We start from the raw sequence: 23647 nt of genomic DNA, 5'->3' as shown, positions 1-23647 counted from the left end.
CCGCTCTGGCACGGGTGCGCGGCCAGTCGTGCGGCATGAGCGCGTGTTCGGCGCGGCACGCGGTGACCCGGTGGCGGCCGCGTTCGACAGTTATTCGACTCGAATATTGTCGAAATGAGCCGTTTCGGCTCCCCGTCCGTACCCCGGGTATGAGCCTCTACAAAGGACAGCCCCTCGCGCTGAAGGTCGCGGCGGGTGTGCTCGGCCTGGTCGCGGTGGGCGCGCTCGCCGTGGCGACCACGAGCAGCGGTGACTCCGCTCTGGCGGACGGGGCGGACAAGAGCTCCTTCGTCGACATCACGAAGGTCAAGCCCAACGTCAAGAAACCCAGACCGGAGAACGACGCGACAACCGGCACGTTCACGGTCGACTGCGGTCGCAACGAGAACGGGCACTTCAACCCGGACAACTTCATCGCGCAGCCCGGTGTCCGCAACGGTGCCCAGCACCTGCACGACTACGTCGGGAACCTGTCGACGAACGCGGACTCGAACAACAAGTCCCTGGAGGCGGCCGGAACCACCTGCAAGAACGGGGACAAGTCGGCCTACTTCTGGCCGGTGGTGCGCATCGACGACGACGATGAGGAGGCCGATGTCAAGGTCGTGAACTGCCCGGACGTCGCGAGCAAACTGCCCAAGGTGCCGAGCCAGGCGAAGGCCGAGGTCGACCGCAACCTGGCACTGCTCAAGACCCAGATCGACGAGGCGAACAAGCGCCTGGCCAAGAACGAGAACCCGCGCGATGCCAACTTCAACCAGAACGCGATCGTGGGACCGCTGAAGGACAAGCGGGTCGCCACCATCGACCGCATGGCCATCGCGATCGGCCGCAACGCGGAGCGGCCGCAGGGTCTCGAGAAGCTGGCACCGTGCAAGCTCGAGGGCGGCGACGGCGGCGGCGAGAACGAACTGCCCGGCAACGACGGCGACATCCAGCGCCCGGAGGCCGCCGAGCTCACGTTCCGCGGTTCGCCGGTCGGCAAGGTCGTCGCGATGCCCAAGTTCCTGCGCATCCTCTACGGCGACGCCAAGGTCACGGCCAACGGCACCAAGAACGCCCGCGACGGCTGGACCTGCAGCGGCTTCGAGGACAAGGTGCTGATCAACAAGTACCCGGTCTGCCCGCAGGGCTCGAAGGTCAAGCGGGTTCACGACTTCCCGAGCTGCTGGGACGGCAAGAACATCGACTCGGCCAAGCATCGCGAGCACATCGTCTTCCCGGATGCCAATGGCAGATGTCAGAAGGGCTTCAAGGCGGTTCCGCAGCTGCGGATCTCGCTGACCTACAACATTCCCCGCGACATCCAGCAGCGGGGCAAGTACGCGGTCGACTCGTTCCCCGAGGAGAAGCACAACCCGTTCTCGGACCACAACGACTTCGCCAACGTGATGTCGCAGCAGATCATGGACAGGCTCGTCAACTGCGTCAACACCGGCAAGAAGTGCCGCGAGTGAATTCGGTCGTTCATGTTCGACGATTCTCAAGTCGAAATCGTCGAAGCGTATCGATTTCCGGTTCGGTGTCTTGACGACCGCAAGGCGCCGTGCCATTTTTCGGAACATGTCGCGGTTACTCGTTGAAGTGTGGCCGATCCGGCGGTGGATCGGTGTGATGGTGGCCGCGGCAGCGGTCTTCGCTGGAGTGGCCGCGCCAGTGGCCGCTTCGGCGGAGGCCCGGGCCGCCGGCGCGATGGAGCAGGTCGCGGCGATGCAGCCGGGGTGGAACCTCGGCAACACGCTCGACTCGACCGGCGCCGACGAGACGTCGTGGGGCAACCCGCGCATCACGGAAGCCTTGCTGGACAACGTGAAGGCGAACGGCTTCCGCAGCGTTCGCCTTCCGGTCACGTGGAGTGCGCACCTCGCGCAGGACGGCACGATCGAAGCCGCGTACCTCAACCGCGTCAAGGAGGTCGTGCGTTGGACGTTGGCGCGCGACCTCTACGTCATGGTCAACATCCACCACGACTCGTGGCAGTGGATCAACGCCATGCCGGGGAACCGCGCCGGCGTGCTGAGCCGGCTCAACAAGGTCTGGACGCAGCTTTCCGCCGCGTTCAAGGACTTCGGGCCGAAGCTGACGCTGGAGAGCGTCAACGAGCCGCAGTTCACCGGTAGTTCGGGGCAGGCGCAGGAAATCCAGTTGCTGGGCGAGCTCAACGCGTCGTTCCGCGACATCGTGCGCCGGTCGGGCGGCAACAACACCAGCCGCCTGCTGATCCTGCCCACCCTGCACACCTCGGCCGATCAGCCGCTGGTCGACGCGCTGGCGACGCAGATGCGGGGCTTCGACGACCCGAACCTGGCCGCCACGGTGCACTACTACGGCTACTGGCCGTTCAGCGTGAACATCGCCGGCGGCACGCGGTTCGACGCCACCGCGCAGAACGACCTCACCGGCTACTTCGACCGCGTGTACAACGCGTTCGTCGCGAAGGGCGTCCCGGTGATCCTCGGCGAGTACGGGCTGCTCGGGTTCGACCGGCACACAGGGACCATCGAGCAGGGCGAGAAGCTGAAGTTCTTCGAGTACCTCGGCTACTACGCGCGTACCAAGAAGATCACCACGATGTTGTGGGACAACGGCCAGCACCTCGGTCGCACGTCGTTCCAGTGGAGCGATCCGCAGCTCTTCGCGCAGATCAGGTCGAGCTGGACGACCCGGTCCGGCACCGCGTTCACCGACCAGGTGTTCAGCGCCAAGTCGAGTGCGATCACCGCCAAGACGATCACCCTGAACCTCAACGGAACCTCGTTCTCGGGGCTGTGGCAGGGCAACACGGCACTGGTCAGCGGCCGGGACTACACCGTCGCGGGAGATCAGCTCACCCTGACCGCGGCGGCGTTGACGAGGCTGAGCGGATCGCGGCAGTACGGCACCAACGCGGTGCTGACCGCCCGCTTCTCCCGCGGTGTGCCGTGGAAGTTCAACCTGATCACCTATGACCGGCCGGTGCTGTCGAACGCAAGCGGCACAACGGCTTCGTTCGCGATCCCGACGGCCTTCCGCGGCGACCTGCTCGCCACGATGGAGGCGAAGTACGCCGACGGCACCAACGCCGGGCCGAACGACTGGACGTCCTTCAAGGAGTACGACCGCACGTTCGCGCCCGACTACTCGAGCGGTACCACGCTCCTGAGGCCTGATTTCCTCAACACGGTCAGGGACAACGCGCCGGTGACGCTCACGTTCCACTATTGGAGCGGTACCAAAGTCACTTACCACGTCACCAAGTCGGGCAGCGCCGTGACAGGAGCGATCGCATGATCCGCACAACGTTGGTGGTCCTCGTCGCCGCACTGCTCGGCGCGCCCGCGGTTCAGGCCGCGCCGGGTGTCCTCGACCAGGCGCACACCGCGGGCCGGGTCACGGCGCAGGGCCAGTTCAGCTGGCCCGGCGTCTACTTCGAGGGTCGGTTCCGGGGCACCGGCGTCGGGGTCTCGCTCAACGACGCGAACAGCTACTACGACGTGCAGATCGACGGCAGGACCGTGGCGACGCTGGTGAAGCCGGGCCGCACCACGCACTGGGTGCGCAACCTGAGCAACGCCGAGCACCGCGTCCGGCTCGTCAAGCGGTCGGAAAGTCCCTGGGCCGCAGCGGAGTTCGGCGGGTTCGTCGCCGCCTCCGGCGGTGCCGTGCTGACGAAGCCCGCGCGGCGGACCCGGCAGATCGAGTTCATCGGCGACTCGCTGACCGCGGGCTACGGGAACCTGTCCACCACGCGCGACTGCTCCACGAACGGCGGCGTCGACCGCAACACCAACTCCGACGTCAGCTTCGGCGCGCTGACCTCCCGCGCGTTGAACGCCGACTACCAGATCAACGCCTTCTCCGGCCGCGGCATGGTGCGCAACTACGGCGGCGGCGAGCCCGGCACCAGCTACCGCACCTACTACGACCGGGCGTTGCTGCACGTGAACGGCGACGTGTGGCAGAACCCCGGCACGTGGCGGCCGCAGCTGGTCGTGGTCGGCTTGGGCACCAACGACTTCTCCACCGCGCTCAAGCCGGGTGAGCAGTGGTCGACCCCGGAGAGCCTCGTGGCCGCGTACAAGTCGGCCTACCACGGGTTTCTCGACAAGCTGCGGGCCCGTTACGGTTCCGGCACGACGATCCTGGTGAGCCTCGGAGAGGCCTCCGGGACGTTCGCCGACGCCGTCCGGCAGGTCGCGCAGGAGCGGAACAACCGGGGTGACAGCCGCGTCCGCTACTGGAACTACGCTGACCCGGCACTGGACCGGCTCGGCTGCGACTGGCACTTCTCGCAGCACGACCACGGGCTGATCTCCGGGTTGCTGAACAACTACATCTCGAAGCTGGGGCTGGCCTGGTGACCGATTTTGGGTGAACGGAGTGTCGTGCGCGGACAGTGGCTTGTGGCGGTGTCGGCCGTCGGGGTGCTCGCGGTCGCGGGTGTGGTGATGTCGGACGGCGCGGTGGTGACCGGACGCGCCGTCGCGGTCGACCAGGCCGGCGTGGTCGGCCCGGCGGAACCGGCACTGCCGGCGCCCGAGACGACGGTGAGCACCAGCACGAGCCCTGCCGCCACCTCGTCGTCACCCGCGCCGCCGCCACCTGTCGCGGCCGCGGCCGACGCGCCGGTGGCCGGGAAGATCAAGCCCGGTGTCACCAGGAACGGCCCGGCGACCTTCTACGCCTCCGACGGCGGCGGCGCGTGCTCGTACGATCCCGGCCCCGACCCGTTGACGGTCGCGATGAACTGGTCCGACTTCGAGGACTCCAAGGCGTGTGGCGCCTACATTTCGGTGCGGGCCGCCAACGGCAAGAGCATCACGGTGCGGGTCACGAACCTCTGCCCGGCGCCGTGCCGGGTCGGCCAGCTGGACCTCAGCAGGGAGGCGTTCGCGCGGCTGGCGGACCCGAAGCAGGGGGAGATCCCGGTGACGTGGACCCTCGTGAGCCCGGCGCTGGAGAAGAAGATCTCCGTCCGCTACAAGACCGGCTCGTCCCAGTGGTGGTGCGGGATCCAGGCGATCGACCACCGCAACCCGGTGGCACGGCTGGAGGTCCAGGCGGGTGGGCAGTGGAAGGAGTTGCGGCGCATGGACTACAACTACTTCCTCTCCGAGAACGGCGCCGGCTGTGGCGGGGCCATCGCGATCACGGACATCTACGGCGAGCGCCTCGTCGTGAACGCCCTGCCCGTCAAACCAGAGGTGGTCCAGCCGACGAGCCTGCAGTTCGCCGCGCGCTGACGGGCAGTCGCACGGCGGGAAGGCTCCACGCCCGTCCCTGCCTGCGAAGCCTGTTCGACGGGTGAACGTTCGGGTGACCGGTCGCCGGAACGGCGTAGGGGTCTGAGGAATGCGCCACCGTGAGTGTTCATCTCCTCGTTGAGGTCGGCGCTCGGCGGGAGTGTGTGGCCGGCGCTCGACTCCGGCGCTCACCGAGCGTTCCCGGCGGGCGTGAGCCTGCCTGTCGAACGCGTTCGACAGTTCTTCTTCTTGCAGAGTCCTCCGCATAGAGTTCGGCGCCAGTCTGGGAGCGCTCCCAGAATGAGGAGGCAGGATGCGCAACAAAGGAGTTGCCGCCGGCGTCACGACGGCCGTGCTCGGGGTCGCCGCCGCCGTCGTGCTGGGCAACGCACAGGCGGCCGCGTCACCGTTCTACGTCGACCCCGGCACCAGCGCGGCCAAGTGGGTCGCGGCCAATCCCGGTGACTCGCGTGCCCCCGTGATCCGCGACCGCATCGCGAACGTGCCACAGGCGAGGTGGTTCACCACCACCAACACCAGCACGGTGCGAGGCGAGGTGGACGCCTTCGTGGGTGCCGCCGCCGCGGCGGGCAAGGTCCCGATCATGGTGGTCTACAACATCCCGAATCGCGACTGCGGCGGGGCGAGCGGCGGCGGCGCGCCCTCCCACAGCGCGTACCGGGCGTGGGTCGACCAGGTGGCAGCGGGGCTGGCGGGACGGCCGGCGGCGATCGTGCTGGAACCGGACGTGCTGCCGTTGATGACGAACTGCCAGAACGCCGGTCAGCAGGCGGAGACCACGGCGTCGATGGCGTACGCGGGCAAGCGGCTCAAGGCCGGGTCGGGTCAGGCCAAGGTGTACATCGACATCGGCCACTCGGCGTGGCTCGCGCCATCGGAGGCGGCCGCGCGGTTGCGTGCGGCGGACATCTCGAACAGCGCGGACGGCATCTCCACCAACGTGTCCAACTACCGCTGGACGTCCGACGAGGTGGCGTTCGCCAAGTCAGTGCTCAACGCGGTGGGCGACTCCCGGCTGCGTGCGGTGATCGACACGAGCCGCAACGGCAACGGTCCCGCCGGCAGCGAGTGGTGCGACCCGGCGGGGAGGGCGATCGGCACGCCCAGCACCGACCAGACCGGTGACGGCCAGATCGCCGCGTTCCTGTGGGTCAAGCTGCCCGGCGAGGCGGACGGCTGCATCGCCGGGGCGGGCCAGTTCGTGCCGCAACGCGCGTACGAACTGGCCAACGCCGGCAGGCCACCGTCGACCACAACCACCACTACCACCACGACAACGCCACCGGCACAGGGCGGTTGCAAGGCCACGCAGAAGGTGACCAGCAGCTGGTCGGGCGGCTACGGCGGCGAGATCGTCATCGAGAACCGGGCCGCGCCGATCAACGGCTGGAAGTTCACCTTCTCCGCGCCCGGCGTGACCGTGAGCCAGGGCTGGAACGGCACCTGGGCCGACCAGGGTGACGTCGTGGAGGTCAGCAACGCGGCCTGGAACGGCTCTGTCGGCACCGGCGGGACCGTCACCATCGGTTTCAACGCCACCTATGGCGGCGGCGCCCCGCCGTTCCTCTCACCGACGTTGAACGGGGTGGTCTGCGGCTGAGGGCTCAGCAGCCGATTCGGTTGGTGGCCAGTGCGATGTCGTCCATCCAGAGGTCGTACGAGCCCTCGTTCTGCTGGTAGAGCTGCCATCCGAACTTGACGGTGTCGAAGCGCGGGAACACGAAGTCCACCTGGTTCCCGCCGTGGCTGCGCGTCGACACGGTCAGATCCGGCTGAGGGACGCCGTCGAACCAGAGCTCGATCCGGTTGTCGGCGGCGTCCATCCGCCACTCGACGCACTGCCACACGTCCTCGCGCGACGGTGCCGACTCACGCCAGTTCGTCCAGTCGCCGGTCGGCCCGCCGTCGGCGCCGACGCCCCAGAACGCACCGTTCGCGGTGGGCGCGTACTGACCACCCAGCGGGCGCACGATCTCCGGACCCTGGCCGGTGGCCTCGATCAGGGTGTAGTGGGCCCAGTCGGGCTTGCGCGGGAAGGCGTCGGCCTTGATCCGCACCCGCCCGTAGAAGCTGTTGCCCGGCGCCGAGAAGTCCTCGACCCGGAGGAACGCACGGCCGTTGCGCTCGGTGTGCGCGCGGAGAACCCGTTGGCCGCGCGGGGCTTTCTCCACGGTGAGCGTGCCGTGGCTGGTGTCGACGCCCCACTTGAGGCTGGTGGCGCCGCCGGGCGGGACGGACTGGAAGTCCTCGCAGAACAGCATGTTCGGGCGGGCGCAGGAGGACGGAGGGTGGGCGACGGCGGCCGGTGCGGCGGCAGCGGTGAGGTGAAGTGCCAGTAGGACGGATAGCGCTTTCCGCAATGACATGACTGAAACCTAGAAGATCCTCCGATCGCCGGGCAACCCCCGCCGGGGCGGATGGATCCTGTTGTCGTTCAACGACTTTCGTGATCAGACGAAAGGGATTTCCGATGAGTCGTCGAGGCGAACGGGGAGCAGTTCGTGATGCGCGGGGTGAACCATCCGCACGTCTGGTACGAGTCGTGCTGGGCTGCACCCGACCCGGCCGAACCACGGGTGGGGGAGGGCTCTGTCGGTAGCAGGAAAGTGCCTGTTGATGTTGGACTGGTGGTACTTGCAGATGCCGGGGGAGCCAGCCACGGGGGATAGGCTGCCCGGCGTGGCGGGCCCGCGCAAACGTTCGGCGTTGATCGCCCGGCTGGTCAGCGACCAGCCGGGCGGCTCACAGGCCGCGATCCTCGACGAGCTGCGCCGGTGCCTGCTCGACGGCGACGTGCCACCGGGCACCGCGATTCCGCTCGACGAGGTCGCGCAGGTGTTCGGGGTGAGCCGCATCCCGGTGCGCGAGGCGCTCAAGACCCTGATCGGCGAGGGACTGGTCGAGCATCGGCCCAACCTCGGCTACCAGGTCGCCCGGCTGACGCCCCGCGAGCTGCACGAGTTGTACGTGGTGCGCGAGGTGCTGGAGGTGGCGGCGCTGACCGCCGCGGTCGCCCTGGCAGACGAGCGGGACGACCTCGAAGCGACCGAAACGCACGAGGCGCTCGGCCAGGCCATCGCGGCACACGACGTGCGCGGCTACCACCGCGACAGCAGGCGGTTCCACCTGGCGCTGGTCCGGCCGTGCGGGATGCACCGGCTGCTGGCGATGCTGGAGTCGGCGTGGAACACCACGGAACCGGTGCGGCCCATGGCCCACGTGTCCGACGGCGCGAAGGCCGAGATGCACCGCGACCACGAGGAGATGCTCACGGCGTTCCTCGCTCGGGACGCGGACAGGCTGGTCACCGCGGCGCGGGCGCACCACGGCCGGCTGCGGGCCTCACTCGCCGCGCTGCCCCGCCACACCGGGCTGTTCGTCGATCCCGACTGAGACCTCGATCGGCCGGGGCCGGGAAAGATATACGGTTCGCGTCACGACGGCGTAACACGGCGCAGCCAGGCTGCTCGCACCACATCCGAGGGTACGAGGAGTTGGTGATGACCGAGACAGTCCCCCGCCTGGCGACCGGCACCACGCCACAGTACGACCCACGCCTCACCAACGAGGATCTGGCGCCTCTCGAGAAGCAGACCTGGGGCTCCTACAACATCTTCGCCTTCTGGATGTCCGATGTGCACAGTGTCGGCGGGTACGTCACCGCGGGCAGCCTGTTCATGCTCGGTCTGTCCAGCTGGCAGGTCCTGCTGGCGCTGGTCGTCGGTATCGGCATCGTGAACGTCTTCTGCAACCTGGTCGCGAAACCGAGTCAGATGACAGGTGTGCCGTACCCGGTCATCTGCCGGGCGTCCTTCGGCGTGCTGGGAGCGAACGTGCCGGCGATCATCCGCGGGCTCATCGCGGTGGCCTGGTACGGAATCCAGACCTACCTGGCGTCCGCGGCGCTGAACGTGGTGCTGCTCAAGCTCTTCCCGGCGCTGATGCCGTACGCGGACGTGCAGCAGTACGGGTTCCTGGGGCTGCCGTTGCTCGGCTGGGGCTCGTTCGCCGTGCTGTGGGTCGTGCAGGCCGCGGTGTTCTGGACCGGCATGGAGACGATCCGGCGGTTCATCGACTTCTGCGGTCCCGCCGTGTACGTGGTGATGTTCCTGCTCACCGGCTACCTGATCTACCGGGCCGGCTGGGGCGCGATCGACCTGAGCCTCGGCGAGGTCCGCCACACCGGACTGGCCTCGATTCCCGTCATGCTCGGCGCGATCGCCCTCGTGGTGTCGTACTTCTCCGGCCCGATGCTGAACTTCGGCGACTTCTCCCGCTACGGCCGGTCGTTCGCCGCGGTCAGGCGGGGCAACCTGCTCGGCCTGCCGGTGAACTTCCTGGTGTTCTCGGTGCTGGTGGTCGTGACGACGTCGCTGACCCTGCCGGTGTTCGGCGAGCTCATCACCGACCCGGTGGCGACGGTCGCGCGCGTCGACAGCACGTTCGCCATCGTGCTGGGTGCGTTGACGTTCAGCGTCGCGACGATCGGGATCAACATCGTGGCGAACTTCATCTCACCCGCGTTCGACTTCTCGAACGTCAGTCCGCAACGGATCAGCTGGCGTGCGGGCGGCATGATTGCCGCGGTCGGGTCCGTGCTCATCACGCCGTGGAACCTCTACAACAGCCCCGAGGTCATCCACTACACGCTGGAGGTGCTCGGCGCGTTCATCGGCCCGCTGTTCGGCGTGCTGATCGCGGACTACTACCTGGTGCGCAAGCAGAAGGTGGTGGTGGACGACCTGTTCACCATGTCGCCGGACGGGCGCTACCACTACCGCAAGGGCTACAACCCGAAGGCGATCGCGGCCACGGCAGTCGGCGCGACCCTCGCGGTGGTCCCTGTTCTGGTGCCCGCGCTGGCACCCGCCGCGCAGTACAGCTGGTTCATCGGGATGGCCGTGGGCCTGGTGGTGTACACGCTCGCGTCCCGGCGGGCCGGATGATCGTCAAGGTCGTGAACCCCAACACCAGTCCGGACATGACCGCGTTGGTGGAACGGTCGGCCAAGGCCGTCGCGGCTGCCGGTACGACCGTGCGGGTGGTCAGCCCGGCGATGGGGCCCGAGTCGATCGAGAGCCACTACGACGAGGCGCTCAGCGTTCCGGGGTTGCTGGCGGAGATCGCCTCGGGTGAACGGTCCGGTGTGGACGGTTACGTCGTGGCGTGCTTCGGCGACCCGGGACTCGACGCCGCGCGGGAGCTGGCTCAGGGCCCTGTCGTCGGTGTCGCGGAAGCCGCCATGCGGACGGCCGCCTACCTGGGACGGGGTTTCACCGTGGTGACGACGCTGTCCCGCACCCGAGGCCGGGCGTGGGAGCTGGCCGAGCGCTACGGGATGCGCGGGCTGTGCCGGGGTGTCCACGCCTGCGACATCCCGGTGCTGGAGCTCGACCGCGATCCCGGCGCGCTGGACGTGGTCACGGCCGCGTGTGCCCGTGCCGTCGAGGAGGACGGCGCGGACGCGGTGGTGCTCGGCTGTGCGGGGATGACGGACTGGGCCGGGCTGATCGCGGCGGCGATCGGCGTGCCCGTGGTCGACGGTGTCCAGTCCGCCGTCCTCACCGTGCAGGCGCTGGTGGAGATGGGGCTGCGCACCGGCAAGCGGGACGAGTTCGCCGTCCCGCCGCCGAAGCGGTACACGGGGTTGTTGAGTGGTTTCGGTTCCTGACAGCGGATCTTCAGCTTCGGGGCCACACGATCGCGTTGGCTGGAATCTGGCCGGTGAGCCGGCGGAACGAGCCGGACGGCAGCACGCCCTGATCGCGCAGCGCGGTGGCGACGAGCCGGGCGACCTCGATCGCGCCGGTCGCCTGGAAGTGCGTGTTGTCCTCGACGCCATCGGGGTAGTTGGGATGCTGGCCGGCCTTCAGGTGCATGAAATACTTCTTCGTGCCCTCGACACCGGCGCGGTTGAACAGCGTCGTGCTGGACGCGGTGAGGTCCACCAGCGGCACGTCCTTGGCCGCCGCGAGCTGGCGCATCGCGGCCGGGTACGCGCCGTGGGTCGGGGAGATGGTGCCCGTGCTGGTGAAGCGGCGTCGTTCGACTGAGGTGACCAGGACCGGCTTCGCGCCCTTGGCCCGGCTCCTGTCGATGTACTGGGAGAGATAGGACTTGTAGGTCGTCGACGGCTCGGTGTAGCGGGCCGGGTCTTCCTTCTTCTCGTCGTTGTGCCCGAACGAGATCAGCAGGTAGTCGCCGCGCTTGATCCGGGACAGGATGCGATCGAGGCGGCCCAGGTCGATGAAGCTCTTCGAGCTGGCTCCTGACAGGGCCTCGTTCACCGCCACGGCGCCGGACGTGAGGAACACCGGCAGCGCCTGTCCCCAGCCGGTGCGAGGTGCCTGTGCGGACAAGTAGGTGGACGCGGTGGAGTCTCCGGCGACGAAGACGTGGACGGGGGTTGCCGCTGAGGCACTCGTACCGGTGACCGCCATCGTGGCCAGGAGAACGCCGATGACGGCTGTGTGTTTCAGGTGCACGGGTGGTTTCCCTTGGGGTCTGGTCACCGCGGGTTCCAGCCGTCGGTGCCCGCGAGGTACTTCTGCGGGGTGAAGGTGAGGGTGGTGCGGTACTGGGCGCTGCCGTCGGCCGCCACCGTGAGCGTGGCCGCGGGTCCGGCGGATGCGGGGGCCGCCGCACCGGTGCTCACCAGCGCGGCGACGGCCAAGGCGGCGGTACCCGCCACTCCCGGATTCATCGGTCCTCTTCCCTCACCTCTTGCGCAGGGGATGGGTAAGCGCTTTCCTTGACCGGGTGAGTATGGCGTTCCGGGGCGCGAAAATCGTGACAGGGCGGTGAGATCTGTTGATTCGACGTTCGAATCGATGGTCGAACAAATTCTGGGTGCTCATTCTCGGCTCCGTGGTCGCTGCCGGGCTGTGCACGGTCGAGGCCACGGCACGGGCTGAGCAGGTGCTGTCTGTCGGCAGGTCTGTCGACTTCACCGGCGGATGGCAGTTCGCGCTGGTCAACACCACTGGCGAGGACGCGCCGCAGCCCGGTGAGCACGATCCGGCGTGGCGGGAGACGCGGCTGCCGCACGACTGGAGCATCGGGCTCGACCCGGTGGAAGGTCCGCACACGGGCGCTGGAACCGGCTTTCTGCCGGGTGGTCTCGGCTGGTATCGAAAGGAATTCAGCTTGCCGTCTCGATTGGCGAGCAAGAAAGTGTCGATCGAGTTCGACGGCGTCTACATGGACTCCGAGGTGTATCTCAACGGCGTATTGCTGGGCCGCCATCCCTATGGCTACACCGGATTCGCCTACGACCTCGACGCACGCACCGACGGCACGCCGAACGTCCTCGCGGTCAAGGTGCGCAACCAGGTGCCCAGCAGCCGGTGGTACTCCGGCAGCGGCATCTACCGCGACGTCCGGCTGGTCGTGACCGAGCCCGCGCACGTCACGCGGCACGGCGTGCAGGTGTCGACGCCGGATCTGGCGACCACGATCAAGTCCGGTTTCGCGACGATGCGCGTGGCGACGACCGCCGTCGGCGAGAGCGGCACTCGAGCCGAGATCGTCTCGACGGTCAGGGATCCGCGTGGACGGGTCGTGGGCAGAGGTACGACACGCGCTCCGCTCGCGGCGGAACCGAGCACCACGACCACGGACATCAGGATCGCCAAGCCGGCGCTGTGGTCGGTGGACCAGCCGAACCTGTACACAGTGGACACCGAGATCCGGGTCGGCGGCAGGACCGTGGACACCGTGAGAACTCGTAGCGGCATCCGGTACTTCGCGTTCGACCCGGACAACGGGTTCTCCCTCAACGGCGCGGAGATGAAGCTCAAGGGCGTCAACCTCCACCACGACCTGGGCGCGCTCGGCTCGGCGGTCTCGTCCGACGCGATCGTCCGCCAGTTGCGGATCATGAAGAGCATGGGCGTGAACGCCGTGCGCACCTCGCACAACCCGCCCTCACCGCAGTTCATCAGGGCGTGCGAGGAACTGGGGATCCTGCTGCAGGTCGAGGCGTTCGACACCTGGCGGACGCCCAAGGTGAAGAACGACTACGGCCGGTTCTTCGACGCCAACAGCAGCGCCGACCTCCGCGAGATGGTGCACGCCTCCAAGAACTCGCCGTCCGTGGTGATGTGGTCCATAGGCAACGAGATCCCGGACTCGAGCTCCGCCGCGGGCCCGCCCATCGCGCGCCGGCTCATCGACGACGTCCGCGCCATCGACACCACCCGGCCGATCGTGATGGGCAGCGACCGGTACCGCCGGGTGCCCGCGATCGGCTCACCGCAGGACCAGATCCTGCAGATGCTCGACGGGCTGGGCCTGAACTACAACGACGCGTCCTCGATCGACCAGCTGCACGCCCGTTACCCCACCAAGTTCTTCTTCGAGGCCGAGTCGTCGTCCTCCACCTCGACCCGTGGCTACTACCAGGACCCGGAGCAGCTCAACACCGGCGAGAACTACACGCCCGGCAAGCGCAACACGTCCTCCTACGACAACAACCTGGAGACGTGGACCTACAGCGGTGAGTACGGGCTGAAGAAGGACCGCGACCGCAAGTGGTTCGCCGGGCAGTTCCTGTGGACCGGCATCGACTACATCGGTGAACCCACGCCGTACAACGTGTTCCCCGTGAAGTCGTCGTTCTTCGGCGCGGTCGACACGGCCGGGTTCCCGAAGGACTTCTACCACCTGTTTCGCAGCCAGTGGAGCAACGAACCGATGGTGCACCTGCTGCCGATGAACTGGACGAACCACAAGCCCGGCGAGCCGGTCTCGGTGTGGGCGTACAGCAACGCGGACACCGTCGAGCTGTACCTCAACGGCAAGTCGTTGGGGCAGCGGAAGTTCGACACGAAGACCACCGTCTCCGGTGCGAGGTACCTGGAGACCACCGAGGCGACCGGTGACGACAAGACCGTGACCACCGGCCCCTATCCCGGCAGCTACACCAGCCCGAACGGCAGCGCGGGCAAGCTGCACCTGACCTGGTCGGTGCCGTTCCAGCCGGGCCGGCTCGTCGCGGTGGCCAGGAAGGGCGGTGTCGAGGTCGCGCGGGACGAGGTCCGCACCGCGGGTGAGCCGCACGCGCTCCGGCTGACACCGGACCGCAGGGTGACGAAGGCGGACGGCAAATCGCTCACCTTCGTCACCGCCGAGGTCGTCGACCGCGCGGGCGTGGTCGTGCCGGACGCGGACGACCTGATCTCGTTCCAGATCCGCGGTGGCAGCCTGGCCGGTCTCGACAACGGCCGGCAGGAGAGCGCGGAGAACTACCAGGCGAGCTCGCGCACCGCGTTCAACGGCAAAGCGCTGGCCATGGTCCGATCAGGACAGTCGCCTGTGGTCTCGGTGACGGCACGGGCCGCTGGGCTGCGAACGGCGACGACGCTGGTCGCGGCGACCGGTGGGCGGCCGGGTAACGTCCAGGTCACCGCTGACCCGATACCCGCACCGCTGCCCGCACCGACGGCGGACGCGAGTTACTCGGGCGCCCCCGGCACGATCCCGGCCGCGATGCTCGACGGAAACACGTCGACGTACTGGTCGAACTACTACCTCAAGCGCCCCACGGGGTTGCTGCCCGCGGTGAGCCGGGCGCACGCGACGGACTGGGTGTCGCTGCCGGTTCCGGAAGGTTCGGCCGGCTCGGTGCAGGCCTCTTTCCTCACCGACGCGGCACACGCCCTGCCCACCTCGATCGCGGTGTCGTACTGGAACGGCGAGAAGTTCGTGCCGGTGCGCGACGCGAAGATCGACTGGGGCGGCTCCGCGAGCATCACCTTCGCCCCGGTGCGCACCGACCGCCTCCGCCTGGACCTCACCAGCTCGGCACCGGGGACCAATCACGGGTTCCTCGGCATTTCGCAAGCCTCGGTTGGACGTTAGGAGCGTCATGTTCCGCATAGCTCTGGCTGTAGCTGTCTTACTAGGCCTGGTGGTCACACCACAGGCCTCCGCGGCCTCGCTCGTCGAGGTCACGAACTTCGGCCCCAACCCCAGCAACCTCCGCCTGCACGTCTACAAACCGGACCGTGTCGCGGCCCGTCCCGGCATCCTGCTGGCGGTGCACTACTGCACCGGCTCTGGCCCGGACTTCCACAACGGCGCGGAGTTCGGGCGGCTGGCCGACCAGTACGGGTTCGTGATCGTCTATCCGTCGGTCACCCGTGCCGACAAGTGCTTCGACGTCTCCTCGCCGCAAGCGCTTCGCCGCGACGGTGGCAGCGACCCGGTCGGGATGATCTCGATGGTCCGGTGGGCGTTGCGGACGTACGGGGGAGACCCGGCCCGAGTGTTCGTCACGGGTGTCTCGTCCGGTGCCATGTCGACCAACGTCATGGTCGCGAACTACCCGGACGTCTTCCAGGCAGGAGCCGCGTTCGCCGGCGTGCCGGACGGCTGCTTCGCGACGAACAACGGCTCCACCTGGAACACCGAATGCGCCAACGGCCGGGTGCTCAAGTCGCCGCAGCAGTGGGGCGACATCGCGCGGTCGGCGTTCCCCGGTTACAACGGCAAACGGCCGCGCATGCAGCTCTGGCACGGCACCGCTGACGACGTGCTGCGCTACCCGAACTTCGGCGAGGAAGTGGACCAGTGGACCAACGTCCACCGGTTGTCGACCACGCCGACGTCCACCGACTACCCGCAGGCGAACTGGACCCGCCGCCGGTACGGCGACAAGGTCGAGTCGATCTCGCTGCAGAACGTCGGGCACAACCTGATGGCGTCCGGGATGGCGTTGCGCGCCATCCAGTTCTTCGGCCTGGACCGCCGATAGGACGCGTCGCGGCCGGTCAGACGGACACCCCGTCGAGCTGGAACGTCTGCACCTGGCCGGCCGCGAACGGAACCTGGAGGAGCTTGCCGTTCAGGCGGACGTCGGTGCGCTGGGCGTACCGGTCGCCGCCGGTGGTCGTCGAGGTGGACCACCTGGTGATCAACCCGGAGGGCAGCACGCCGAACCTGGCCAGGTCGAAGGTGATCGTCTGCGCCGAGGTGGCGGTGTTGACGGCCACGAGCACGAGCCGCCGGGCGGCGGGATCGTAGGCCACGGCAGCGTTTCCGGTGGACGCGGAGATGATCCGCATACCGGGCCGGATGTGCCGGGTGAACTGCGCGAGCACGTAGAGCTTGTTCTGGACGGCGCCCGCCTGCAGCGTGTTCTGGTCGTAGGCGATCAACGCCCACGCCGGGGTCGGGTCCATCACCTGCCAGTAGCAGTACGCCGTCGGGTGCAGCCAGCGCCAGTCCAGGCACAGGTTGCTCGCCATCGAGAGTCCGGTGCCGTCCTTGTCGCCGTACTCGGAGTTCCAGAGCAGTTTGCCCGCGGCCTTCGCGTCGGTGTACAGCAGGTCGCGGCGTCCGCCGGAACCCTGGTAGCCGTGCACGTTGATCTGGTTGACGACGGACTTCGTGGTGGCGTCGAAGGAGTTCCACGTGCTGCGCGCGGCGTCGTAGCTGGTCTCGTCGGACGCGGAGATGCGAGTGCCGGACAGACCGCGGTTGTTCAGCTCCTCGCGCAGGTACTGCAGCACGGTCCGTTGCAGGGACGGATCGAAGTGGCAGCCTTCCTGCTTCCCGGTGGCGGACCAGTAGTCCGACGCGGGCTCGTTGAACGGGTCCACCGTGCGGAAGGCGACACCCCAGCGGTCACGGAACTGCCGCGTGACCTCGGCCAGGTACGAGGCGTGGGTGCGGTAGTTCCACGACTGCAGGTTGTTGCTGTTCGCGTTGGCCGCGCCGGACGGGTTGTGGTTGAGGCACATCCACCACGCTGGCGAGTTGGCGAAGAGCTCCGTGACCGCGCCGCGGGCCACGGATTTGACCAGTGCCGCGCGTTGTTTCGCGTCCGCACCCCACTGCCACGAGCCGGGATCGGTGTTGCGCCAGTCCTGCCAGAACGTCTCGATCTGCTTGAAACGCGGGATGTTCGGTGAGGCGACCATGGTCTGGCCGTCCACGGAGTTCCAGCTGCACGCGCCGAGGTTGTAGCGGGCGATGTTCATGCCCAGTCCGGGGAGCACCGTCCCGTTGTAGGTGACGGACTTCGTGGTGAACCACAGGTCCGCGAAGTCGTCGCGGTCGCCGAATACGTTGGCCCACCACGCGAGTGATGTGCCCCAGCCCTCCCACGTGCCGTAGTTCGTGCCGGGGTCGATGGTGATCGTCTGATCAGCACTGGCGTCCACTCCCAGTGCTGTTGCCGCGATGGCGGCGGCCGTGCCGGACAACACTGTCCTGCGGGTGACCATGGTTTCTCCTAGGGCTTTGGCAGGGTGATCCTCGTATCGAGTCCATCGCTCCACCGCAGCACGATCTCGTTGTCGTGCGCGACGAATAGCGGGTTGGCGACGGCGCCGCAGTCGCGGTCCAGGCGCACGGCTCCGGCGAGCACGTCTCCACGTGCGACGGGACTGGTCGTGGCCAGCCAGGGGACCGTCACGTACTTGCCCAGCGGTGACGTACCGGTGCTGGTGTGCACGCCTGCTTGGTCGAACCCGCGCAGGGCGCACAACGAAGAACGCAGCCGCGCGCCGGTGACGGCGATCTCGGGCCTCGCCGCGGTCTCCACCCGCGGCCGGGTGCCGGCGGCGACGGGCCACCCGGACAGCCGCAGCCGGGCGTCCGTCTCCCCGTCCACCCGCACGATCCGGATCTCCAGCCCGCTGCGCACGACCGAGACCACCAACACCGGCGGTCCCTCGACGATCTCGCCGGCGCGGCCGGAACCGTGGTCGGGTGAGTCGTCCGCGGCGGTGCCGACCCAGCGTACGGGCCCCTGCGATGCTCCGGCCACGACACCGCCCGGCAGTTCCTCGGTGAACAACGTCCGGAAGCCCGCGCGGTGGCTGGTGGCGCCGTCGCGGTCGATCAGCACCACCGAGTTGTCCGTGGCGCACGGCATCGTCGCGGTGGAGTAGCCCAGCTTCGCGTACCAGTGGGAGTCCGAACGCTGGTCGCCGGGCAGCGCGTGATCCGTACCGTGGTTGACCGTCGTGACGATGCCGTCGGCACGGCGAGCCGACACCAGCCAGCCGGGTGCGGCGATGACGCGGGTGAAGTCCGCAGTCTCCACCGGCAACGGCCGCTCGGCCTCCGTCCACACGGGATGATCGGCGGGCAGAGCCAGTCCCAGCATCCCCTTGGCGGCCCAGTACGGGGATCCCGGCCCGGAGTATGCCTGGCGGATCGCGGGCCAGCCACCGTGCCAGCCCAGGCGCAGCAGCCCGTCCGGTTCGAGCGCGCCGTGGTCGACGAAGTACCGCAGTACCCCGGACGCCGAGCGCCGCAGCAGGCCGGGCTCCGGTCCCGGCACGCCGGTCATCGCGGCGACCCAGAACGGCGCCGCGGCGGCGAACCGGTAGGTGAGGCTGCGGCCCTGCATCAACGGCGACCCGTCGGCGCCGAGCAGCGCGACCGCGTCCCGCAGGTACCGGGCCAGGTCGTCCGACCAGGTTCGCCGCACCTCCTGCGGGCACAGGGAGTCCGGGACGTCGAACAGGTGCGTCCAGAGCAACGGGTACAGGTGCAGCGCCCAGCCGGTGTAGTGGTCGAACGCGCGTTCCTCGCCGTCGCTGAGCCATCCGCCCTCGCGCCGGAACGACGCGTGCAGAGCGAGGTCGTGCTCGACGTCCTCCGCGGACCAGGGACCGCCGACCTCACGCAGGAACGACTCCACGACGATGCGGAACCACACCCAGTTGATCGGCGGGTAGGGCTGACCGACCACGGTGCCGAGCCAGGCCACGACGCGGTCCCGCACGCTGTCGTCGAGGTGGTCCCACAGCCACGGCCTGGTCAGCTGGAGCACCAGTGCGATCGACGCCGCCTCGACCTTGGCCTGGCCCAGCTGGTCCGGTCGTGGCCAGGCTTCCGGCGAGTGCGGGTCGGTGCCGGCGGACAGGCCCCAGGCGTACCGCTCCAGCAGGGCTGGATCACCGCCGCCCGCGACCCGGAACCCGGCGAGCAGGAACGTGCGCGCGAACCCTTCCAGCCCGTCGGAGACAGGACCGTAGTTGCTCGGCTCGCCGGGCAGGTCGATCCGCGCGCACCGCGGGGACCAGTAGCTGTCGACGGCGGCCAGCATCTGGTCGGCCACCGCCTCCCAGTGGGCGCGGGTCCAGCCCGTGTGCGGGGAGAGGAACCGGTTCTCGGGTGGCAGCGTGATCATGCCTGCACCGCCGTCCGCCCTGTCCCTGATGGCGTCTGCAAGTACCACCAACTCGACATCAACAGGCACTTTTCTACTACCAACAAGGCGTTCCGGGCTCGAGCGCTCATGCCTGCACCGCCAGCCCGTGCCGGGTGACCGGTTCGAGCGGCGGCTGCCCGGACACGTAACGCTCCAGCTCGTCGAGCGCGGCCGCGGCCATGAGCCTGGTCTCCGAACCCAGCGACCCGGCGACGTGCGGGGTGAGCACGACGTTGGGCAGGTCGTACAGCCGCGACCAGGCGGGGAGCGGCTCGGGATCGGTCACGTCCAGCACGGCGTGCAGACGTCCGTGCGCACAGGCCTCCTCCAGCGCCGCGGTGTCCACAAGGGACCCTCGTGCGGTGTTGACGAGCGTGGCGTGCTCGGGCAGCGCGGCCAGTTCGGCCGCGCCGATCAGGTGGTGGGTCTCCGGCAGCGCGGGTGCGTGCAGGCTCAGCACGTCGGCCTGGGGGAGTGCTTCGGCGAGCGTCACGACCTCGGCGCCGGCCTCCCGCACCAGCACCGGGTCGACGACCGGGTCGACCACGAGCAACCGGCCCGCGTGCAGCCTCCGCAGGAGCTCCACCACCCGCCTGCCGACCCGCGAGAACCCGACCAGCACGATCGTGCGGCCCAGTCCGGACAGCTCGCCGCGCTGCTCGCGGTAGGCCCAGTCCTCGCGGAACCGGCGTGCGTCGGCGGCCAGGAACGGCACCTTCTTGAACGCCCACAGGATCGCCGCCACGGTGTACTGCGCGACCGGTTCGGCGTTGACGTGCGCGGCCGTCGTGACGAGGACGTCACGGTCGAACACCGCTTCACCGACGTGCGACCGCACGCTGCCCGCCGCGTGCAGTGCGGCGCGCAGCCCAGGCGCCGCCGCCAGCACGCCGGCGTCGATCGGCGGACAGCCCCACGAGGTGATCAGCACCTCCACGGACGCGAGCCGCCTGCGGACCGCGGGCGACGAGAAGTCGTGCGTCACCAAGGGATCGCCGAGCCTCGCCAGCCTGCTCAGCCGCTCCAGCTCGCGCGGGCCGAACTGCAGGTCGGCAACGTCCTGGCTCATGGCGAGCAGGACCTCCGGCCGGTGTGCGGTCACTTGACACTCCCTGCGGCCAGACCCTTGCGCCACTGCCGGTTGAGCACCAGGAACGCGACCACCAGCGGCAGCACCGCGAGCAGCGAGCCGGTGATCACCAGCGGCGTGTACTGCGGGAACTGGGTCTGCCGGGTGCTCCACTGGAACAGCCCCAGGCTGACCGGGAAGAGCTTCGGGTCGGTGAGCAGCACCAGCGGCAGGAAGAAGTTGTTCCAGATCCCGATGAACTGGAACAGCAGCACGGTCACCACACCGGGACGCATCATCGGCAGCGCCACGGTGAAGAACGTGCGCAGCTGGCCGGCCCCGTCGACCCGCGCGGCCTCGAGCACCTCGTCCGGCACCGACGCGTCGGCGTACACCCTGGCGAGGTAGACGCCGAACGGGTTGGTGAGCAACGGGATGAAGACCGCCCAGAACGTGTCCACGATCCGCAGTTCCGAGGCGAGCAGGTACATCGGCAGCGCCAGCACGGTCGTGGGCACGAGCACACCGGTCAGCGTCAGCGCGAACAGCAGCCGCCTGCCGGGGAAGCTCGTCTTGGCGATGGCGTACCCGCAGGCCGCGCAGATCAGCGCTCCGAGCACGGCTCCGCCGCCCGCGTACAGCACTGAGTTGAGCAGCCAGTGCCAGAAGATCCCGTTCTCCTGCGTGAACAACGCCTTCACGTTGGCCCACAGGTTCCACTCGCCGAACGAGAACGCGCCGGTGGTGGAGAAGTCGCCGAGCGACTTGGTCGCCGAGGTGACGAGCCACACCAGCGGCAGCAGGCTGTACAGCGCGGCGATGACCAGGATCAGGTGCACCGCGGGGATGGAGACCCAGCGCGACCTGCGGTCCACCAGGGACGTGCTCACCGCGACCTCCTCGTCGAGAAGCGCATGACGACGGCGGACAGCAGCGCGCAGATCACCGCGAGCAGCACCGACGCCGCCGCGGCGCGACCGTTGTCACCGGCCACGAACGCGGCCTCGTAGATGTACATGCTGGGTGACCAGGTGCTGGTCACGGAGCCGGTGAAGCCCTTGAGCACCATGGGTTCGGTGAACACCTGCAACGACCCGATGACGGTGAACACCGCCGCCACGAAGATCGTCGGCCGGATCACCGGGATCTTGATCGACCACGCGGTGCGGAACCCGCCGGCGCCGTCGGCCCGCGCCGCCTCCACGATCTCCTTCGGGACGGCCTGCAGGGCGGTGTAGAAGATGATCATGTTGTAACCGACCCACTGCCAGGTCGCGATGTTGGCGATGGACGGCAGCAAAGCGCTGTCGCTCAACGGGTCGACGCCCAGCACGTTCTTGATCGGACCGATCGTGGGGCTGTAGAGGTAGGCCCAGATCAGGCCGCCGATGACCACCGGCACCGCGTACGGCACGAACACCGCTAGCGACCACATCTGCCGCAGCCGCACGACGCCGGAGTCCAGCAGCAGCGCCAGGACGAGCGAGCCGATCAGCATGCTCGGGATGTGGATCAACGCGAACAACGCGACGTTGCCCAGGCTCGCGTGGAACGCGGAGTCCACGATCACCGACAGGTAGTTGCCCAGCCAGACGAACACGCTCTCGGGACCGGAGAAACCCAGCCCCTGCAGGCGTTCGGTGAACAGGCTGAGGTACAGCGCGTACAGCACCGGCACCAGCACGGTGGTCACGAGCAGGACCGCGAACGGCACCGCCAGCACGAGTCCCGCGAAGTCCTTCTTGCGGGCGCGATCGGTCACCGGCACGCGGTCGCCCGGCGATTCCAGCACGGATGTGCGCTCGGGCGCGAGAACGCTCATGCCGATTTCCCTTCCCGCACCGAGAGTCCCCTGGCGCGCATGTCGGCCACGGCGTGCTGCTGGACCTTCCGCATCGCGTCAGGCAGCGTCGTGCCGCCGCTGCGGACCTGCCCGAAGGAGTCCGAGATGGTCGAGAACAACCGCAGGGCGTTCGGGCCCCACGTCCATTCCGGCACTCGCTTCGCCGCCTCGTCGAGCACGTCGTAGACCGGGTCGCCGAGGAAGAAGCCACCCTTGTACGCCTGTCGCGCGACGGCGCGGTTGGGCAGGTGCGCGGGGAACGGCGTGCTGAACGTACTGCCGATCTTCGGCACCTCGGGGTTCGTGCTGAGCCAGCGCAGGAACTTCATGGCGGCCTCCGGCTCCTTGCTCTCCGCCGAGACGCCGAACGCCGTGCCGCCCTGGATCCCGTTGGCCGGCTTGCCGTCCCAGGTCGGCATGGTCGCCACGGCCCAGCGCCCGGTGTCCTTCGGGATGGACCGGTTGAGCGTGCCGACGCTCCACGACGCGCCGAGCACGCCCCACAGCTTGGCGTCGTGGACACCGGCGATCCAGTCCTGCGAGCCGTAGACGAGCCCGGCGACCTGATTGCCGGAGATCATCGACTGCCAGTAGGACGCGGTGCGCAGCGTGCCCTCACCGGCGATGTCGACCGCCCAGGTGTCGCCCTGCGCGGTCCACCACGGATCGCCTGCCTGCCAGGACATGCCCGCGAAGAACGAGCCGTCGTTGAGCTGGAACGAGCAGATGCGTGCCTGCGCGTCGATCTGCTTGACGGTCGCGGCCGCCGCGCGGAACTCGTCCCACGTGCGCGGCAACGAGATGCCGTGCTGCTCGAACAAGTCCTTGCGGTAGTAGAAGACCATCGGCGCGAGGTCCATCGGCACGCCCCACGTCCTGCCGTCGGGCCGCACCCCGCGCCACGCCGCCGGGGAGTACTGACTCTCCAGGTCGGCCATGTCCGCGGTGAGGTCGCGCAACCCTCCGGTGAGCAGGATCTGCGGCAGACCCTGGTACTCGACGTGCAGGACGTCCGGCGCGTTGTGGGCCCTGATGGCGTTGGTCTGCTGGGCGTAGCCGCCGGACAGACCCGCCGCGATCACCCTCAGTTCGACGAACACGTCCCGTTGCGTGGCGTTGAACGCGGCGACGTACTTGTCCATGCCGGTCAGCCACGACCAGATGGTGACCGGGGTGGCGCCCGGTGGTGCGGCGGTGGCGGTGCAGCCGCCGGCGAGACCCGCCGCGCCCAGGGCGGCGGTGGCGCGCAGGAACCCGCGGCGGGAGACGCCGAGGCTCTGCAGCGCTGGGGAAAGCTCCATTGCTGACCCTCCTGCTGAGTG

General features: G+C 68.6%; 19 protein-coding genes. 10 read left to right on the top strand and 9 right to left on the bottom strand.

All coding sequences use genetic code 11. The features are described 5' to 3' along the window. The first annotated feature begins 149 nt into the window (after positions 1–149). From ACWGE0_RS04250 to ACWGE0_RS04230, 5 genes are all read left to right on the top strand, one after another. Positions 150–1457 carry a DUF1996 domain-containing protein gene (locus ACWGE0_RS04250; RefSeq protein ID WP_452259453.1) on the top strand — a complete coding sequence of 436 codons (1308 nt, stop codon included), beginning with the start codon at positions 150–152 and terminating at the stop codon, positions 1455–1457. Positions 1458–1563: 106 nt separating this feature from the next. After that, positions 1564–3270 (top strand): cellulase family glycosylhydrolase, encoded by a 1707-nt coding sequence (locus ACWGE0_RS04245; RefSeq protein ID WP_452259452.1) that lies wholly within the window; start codon positions 1564–1566, stop codon positions 3268–3270. Then, positions 3267–4340 (top strand): SGNH/GDSL hydrolase family protein, encoded by a 1074-nt coding sequence (locus ACWGE0_RS04240; protein ID WP_452259451.1) that lies wholly within the window; start codon positions 3267–3269, stop codon positions 4338–4340. The genes ACWGE0_RS04245 and ACWGE0_RS04240 overlap by 4 nt, the downstream gene beginning before the upstream one ends. 24 nt (positions 4341–4364) lie before the next feature. Next, positions 4365–5222, top strand: a complete 858-nt coding sequence (locus ACWGE0_RS04235) for an expansin EXLX1 family cellulose-binding protein (protein WP_452259450.1) — start codon at positions 4365–4367, stop codon at positions 5220–5222. Positions 5223–5535: 313 nt separating this feature from the next. After that, positions 5536–6843 (top strand): glycoside hydrolase family 6 protein, encoded by a 1308-nt coding sequence (locus ACWGE0_RS04230; protein ID WP_452259449.1) that lies wholly within the window; start codon positions 5536–5538, stop codon positions 6841–6843. A gap of 4 nt (positions 6844–6847) precedes the next feature. On the opposite strand, the gene ACWGE0_RS04225 is transcribed toward ACWGE0_RS04230, so the two are convergent. After that, positions 6848–7609 (bottom strand): hypothetical protein, encoded by a 762-nt coding sequence (locus ACWGE0_RS04225; RefSeq protein WP_452259448.1) that lies wholly within the window; start codon positions 7607–7609, stop codon positions 6848–6850. Between the two features lie 313 nt (positions 7610–7922). Between ACWGE0_RS04225 and ACWGE0_RS04220 the strand changes: the two genes are divergently transcribed. The 3 genes from ACWGE0_RS04220 to ACWGE0_RS04210 all read left to right on the top strand — a co-directional run bounded on the left by ACWGE0_RS04220 (position 7923) and on the right by ACWGE0_RS04210 (position 10914). Beyond that, complete coding sequence (locus ACWGE0_RS04220; RefSeq protein WP_452259447.1) at positions 7923–8636, top strand: GntR family transcriptional regulator; 714 nt, start codon at positions 7923–7925, stop codon at positions 8634–8636. 107 nt (positions 8637–8743) lie between these two features. Beyond that, on the top strand, positions 8744–10189 hold the full coding sequence (locus ACWGE0_RS04215) for an NCS1 family nucleobase:cation symporter-1 (protein ID WP_452259446.1): 1446 nt from the start codon (positions 8744–8746) through the stop codon (positions 10187–10189). An 11-nt stretch (positions 10190–10200) separates the two neighbouring features. After that, positions 10201–10914, top strand: a complete 714-nt coding sequence (locus ACWGE0_RS04210; RefSeq protein ID WP_452259445.1) for an aspartate/glutamate racemase family protein — start codon at positions 10201–10203, stop codon at positions 10912–10914. A gap of 10 nt (positions 10915–10924) precedes the next feature. On the opposite strand, the gene ACWGE0_RS04205 is transcribed toward ACWGE0_RS04210, so the two are convergent. Continuing rightward, on the bottom strand, positions 10925–11728 hold the full coding sequence (locus ACWGE0_RS04205; protein ID WP_452259444.1) for a rhamnogalacturonan acetylesterase: 804 nt from the start codon (positions 11726–11728) through the stop codon (positions 10925–10927). A 23-nt stretch (positions 11729–11751) separates the two neighbouring features. Then, the gene (locus ACWGE0_RS04200; protein ID WP_452259443.1) at positions 11752–11946 is read right to left on the bottom strand and encodes a hypothetical protein; all 195 of its coding nucleotides are present in this window, start codon (positions 11944–11946) and stop codon (positions 11752–11754) included. 164 nt (positions 11947–12110) lie between these two features. Between ACWGE0_RS04200 and ACWGE0_RS04195 the strand changes: the two genes are divergently transcribed. Then, positions 12111–15104, top strand: a complete 2994-nt coding sequence (locus ACWGE0_RS04195) for a glycoside hydrolase family 2 TIM barrel-domain containing protein (RefSeq protein ID WP_452259442.1) — start codon at positions 12111–12113, stop codon at positions 15102–15104. Between the two features lie 7 nt (positions 15105–15111). Then, positions 15112–15999, top strand: a complete 888-nt coding sequence (locus tag ACWGE0_RS04190; RefSeq protein ID WP_452259441.1) for an extracellular catalytic domain type 1 short-chain-length polyhydroxyalkanoate depolymerase — start codon at positions 15112–15114, stop codon at positions 15997–15999. 16 nt (positions 16000–16015) lie between these two features. Here the strand turns inward: ACWGE0_RS04190 and ACWGE0_RS04185 are convergent, their stop codons facing one another. The 6 genes from ACWGE0_RS04185 to ACWGE0_RS04160 form a co-directional block, all read right to left on the bottom strand. Next, complete coding sequence (locus ACWGE0_RS04185; RefSeq protein WP_452259440.1) at positions 16016–17473, bottom strand: glycoside hydrolase; 1458 nt, start codon at positions 17471–17473, stop codon at positions 16016–16018. Between the two features lie 8 nt (positions 17474–17481). Beyond that, positions 17482–19392, bottom strand: a complete 1911-nt coding sequence (locus ACWGE0_RS04180; RefSeq protein ID WP_452259439.1) for a DUF2264 domain-containing protein — start codon at positions 19390–19392, stop codon at positions 17482–17484. 106 nt (positions 19393–19498) lie between these two features. After that, positions 19499–20515 (bottom strand): hydroxyacid dehydrogenase, encoded by a 1017-nt coding sequence (locus ACWGE0_RS04175; protein WP_452259438.1) that lies wholly within the window; start codon positions 20513–20515, stop codon positions 19499–19501. Continuing rightward, on the bottom strand, positions 20512–21321 hold the full coding sequence (locus ACWGE0_RS04170; RefSeq protein ID WP_452259852.1) for a carbohydrate ABC transporter permease: 810 nt from the start codon (positions 21319–21321) through the stop codon (positions 20512–20514). The genes ACWGE0_RS04175 and ACWGE0_RS04170 overlap by 4 nt, the downstream gene beginning before the upstream one ends. A 47-nt stretch (positions 21322–21368) precedes the next feature. Beyond that, positions 21369–22304, bottom strand: a complete 936-nt coding sequence (locus ACWGE0_RS04165; protein WP_452259437.1) for a carbohydrate ABC transporter permease — start codon at positions 22302–22304, stop codon at positions 21369–21371. Then, positions 22301–23626, bottom strand: coding sequence for an extracellular solute-binding protein (locus ACWGE0_RS04160; protein WP_452259436.1), 1326 nt, complete (start codon positions 23624–23626; stop codon positions 22301–22303). Before ACWGE0_RS04160 ends, ACWGE0_RS04165 begins: the two co-directional genes overlap by 4 nt. Between the last annotated feature and the right edge of the window lie 21 nt (positions 23627–23647).

The sequence above is a fragment of the Lentzea sp. NPDC054927 genome (assembly GCF_053610285.1).
This window is presented reverse-complemented; position numbering and strand designations above follow the sequence as displayed.

Coding starts and splice junctions, on each gene's coding strand:
- ACWGE0_RS04190 (WP_452259441.1), top strand. CDS start 15,112: ATGTTCCGCATAGCTCTGGCTGTAGCTGTCTTACTAGGCCTGGTGGTC.
- ACWGE0_RS04200 (WP_452259443.1), bottom strand. CDS start 11,946: ATGAATCCGGGAGTGGCGGGTACCGCCGCCTTGGCCGTCGCCGCGCTG.
- ACWGE0_RS04180 (WP_452259439.1), bottom strand. CDS start 19,392: ATGATCACGCTGCCACCCGAGAACCGGTTCCTCTCCCCGCACACGGGC.
- ACWGE0_RS04160 (WP_452259436.1), bottom strand. CDS start 23,626: ATGGAGCTTTCCCCAGCGCTGCAGAGCCTCGGCGTCTCCCGCCGCGGG.
- ACWGE0_RS04225 (WP_452259448.1), bottom strand. CDS start 7,609: ATGTCATTGCGGAAAGCGCTATCCGTCCTACTGGCACTTCACCTCACC.
- ACWGE0_RS04185 (WP_452259440.1), bottom strand. CDS start 17,473: ATGGTCACCCGCAGGACAGTGTTGTCCGGCACGGCCGCCGCCATCGCG.
- ACWGE0_RS04230 (WP_452259449.1), top strand. CDS start 5,536: ATGCGCAACAAAGGAGTTGCCGCCGGCGTCACGACGGCCGTGCTCGGG.
- ACWGE0_RS04250 (WP_452259453.1), top strand. CDS start 150: ATGAGCCTCTACAAAGGACAGCCCCTCGCGCTGAAGGTCGCGGCGGGT.
- ACWGE0_RS04240 (WP_452259451.1), top strand. CDS start 3,267: ATGATCCGCACAACGTTGGTGGTCCTCGTCGCCGCACTGCTCGGCGCG.
- ACWGE0_RS04245 (WP_452259452.1), top strand. CDS start 1,564: ATGTCGCGGTTACTCGTTGAAGTGTGGCCGATCCGGCGGTGGATCGGT.
- ACWGE0_RS04215 (WP_452259446.1), top strand. CDS start 8,744: ATGACCGAGACAGTCCCCCGCCTGGCGACCGGCACCACGCCACAGTAC.
- ACWGE0_RS04165 (WP_452259437.1), bottom strand. CDS start 22,304: ATGAGCGTTCTCGCGCCCGAGCGCACATCCGTGCTGGAATCGCCGGGC.